Here is a 2,081-nt window from a genome sequence, read left to right as displayed (position 1 = left end):
CTTGAGCGAAATGGTAAATGGCATGAGCCGTCCGCGTTCCGCGACAATCGCTAAGGTCCGTAGAGCACTCAGAAATGGCTAAGGGGATGTCAATGTCCCCCTTCAGGGGGATTTGATGCTGACGATCGTATTTCCCTAAGTAATGCAATCATTTCTTCGATGGGCTGGCAGAGGCCGTTTCATTTTGCGGGGAAATTCGCACGGCGGTATAACTGACGTGGCGTTTAGAATATCACGCAGCGCGCTTGAGCGCAATCGGTTTCGATGCGATGTCGTACAAGTCGCGATAACCGCGTAAGCGACGCCAGCTCTTCGAGAGTTTGCCGACGAGAGCGAGCAGCACGGCCGCTGCAAATCTGCCGGTACGCAAACGCTTCATCGCATCGGCACGAATCCGGATCGGCGAGAAGATCGATTCGATCGGATTGGTCGAGCGCAGATGAATCCAGCAGGCGTGCGGAAAGCGATAGTACGCGAACATGCGATCGATGTCATCACGCAGGCACTTGGCCGCCTTGGGATAGCTGCGTTCGTACGATTTCGCGAGCTGCTCGAGCTTGCGGCGCGCTTCCGGTTCGCGTTCGGCGTACATGATCTCCGTGAGCGCTTTGTGCGCCGCCGGCTGCAATTTGGTCGGAAGTTTCTCCTCCACGTTGCGCATTTTGTGGATCCAGCAGCGTTGCTCGGCTACGCCGGGCCACGCCTTTTGCGCCGCGGCCCAGAGCCCATGCGCTCCGTCGGCAACCAGCAGCGCCGGCGCGGGCAGCCCGCGCTTTGCCAGATCGGCGAACAGTTCTTCCCAAGCAGCTTCGCTCTCGCTCATGGCCTCGCGAATTGCCAGCAAATGCTTCTCGCCTAAGCGATCTGCGCCCAGAACCACCAGAAACACGCGGCGCTCGTCGTCAGGGCCGGCTCCCAGGTAAATACCGTCCGCCCACGTGAAGACCAACTCCGCGCCCTCCAGGCGACGTGCGTTCCAGGCATCGAGTTCTTTGCAGAGCGTCTGATTGGTGCGCGTGATGGTTGCCGCCGAGAGCGGGGCATCTGCTCCCAAGAATGCGCGTAAGGTACCCTCGAAGTCGCGCGTGGCCAGACCGTCGAGCCACAAGTCGGTGAGGCTGCGATCGACGTTCTCCAACTTGCGCCGATGTTTCGGAAGAATCTCTGAGACGAACGGAACCCCGCGAACGCGTGGGCGTGCGATCGTGACCGGGCCGCGATTGGACGCGATGCTGCGCGGGCGGTCGTGACCATCACGGTACCCGGCCTTCACCGAATCTGCCCGGCGCTCGTAGCGCAGGCGTTCGAGCGCGTCGTCAACCTCGGCTTCCAGGGCGGCTTGGAAGAGTTCACTCACTTTGAGCCGGCACAGGTCCTCGAGGCGGATTTGCAGCTCCTGGGCACTGGGCTTGGCAAAGTGGCGCTGGGTGCGGTAGGATCGTTTCACGGTTGGTGTACCTCCTAGATTTCAGCAATCCACGAGTTACACCGCCGTCTTTTCATTTCCCGGCGCTACGCGGCTCCGGGAATTCCCCCGCAAATCGAAACGAGCTCCCGAAGACCACTTTCTAAAGCTATTTCCGGCCTCATCTCTCCAAAAAGCTGGCGACACAACAAAACATCTCGGTTTGCGAGTCGACATTTATTCTCAAAGAGATGACATGTTGCGAAACGGGTGGGTAGCGGCTGATGCGATAAGCAATCCTGAGGTATCGCTCACAACCACAGACCAGGGGCAGATCCAAGAGTGGGTAATGAGAGGCGTCTACAGCCTGGGCGACACGCCAGTTCCGACGGCTCTTGACGCCGGATAGATCTTAAGCCCACGTCGGCTTCAACTCGACGCGATGGGGTAACGGGACGAACGCTCGGCCGCGGCAACGAACGCGAGCGTTGCTAGGCCACAGATCAGTAGTGCAGCGCCCAGCACGCCGGGCGTCGTTCCGCTCCAACCCGTGACGAGCCCGACGACTGCTCCGCCGACATATTGGCCCGCGCCCATGAACGCCGACCCAATGCCGGCCTGCGCGCCGGCGCGGGCCATCGTAGACGCGATGAGGTTGCCGATGATCAGGCCGAAG

Annotated in this window: 2 protein-coding genes; both read right to left on the bottom strand. The window is 60.4% G+C overall.

All coding sequences use genetic code 11. From position 1 onward, the window contains the following. Positions 1-232: 232 nt before the first annotated feature. The gene (locus tag VII69_05190; GenBank protein ID HEY5094500.1) at positions 233-1,447 is read right to left on the bottom strand and encodes an IS256 family transposase; all 1,215 of its coding nucleotides are present in this window, start codon (positions 1,445-1,447) and stop codon (positions 233-235) included. A gap of 387 nt (positions 1,448-1,834) precedes the next feature. Then, positions 1,835-2,081, bottom strand: a 247-nt coding sequence (locus tag VII69_05185; GenBank protein HEY5094499.1) for a hypothetical protein, incomplete at its 5' end; no start/stop codon positions are given.

Source organism: Candidatus Eremiobacteraceae bacterium, from assembly GCA_036511855.1.
Taxonomy (GTDB): domain Bacteria; phylum Vulcanimicrobiota; class Vulcanimicrobiia; order Eremiobacterales; family Eremiobacteraceae; genus JABCYQ01.
Note: the sequence above shows the minus strand (reverse complement) of the source record. Positions and strands in the feature narration are given on the sequence as shown.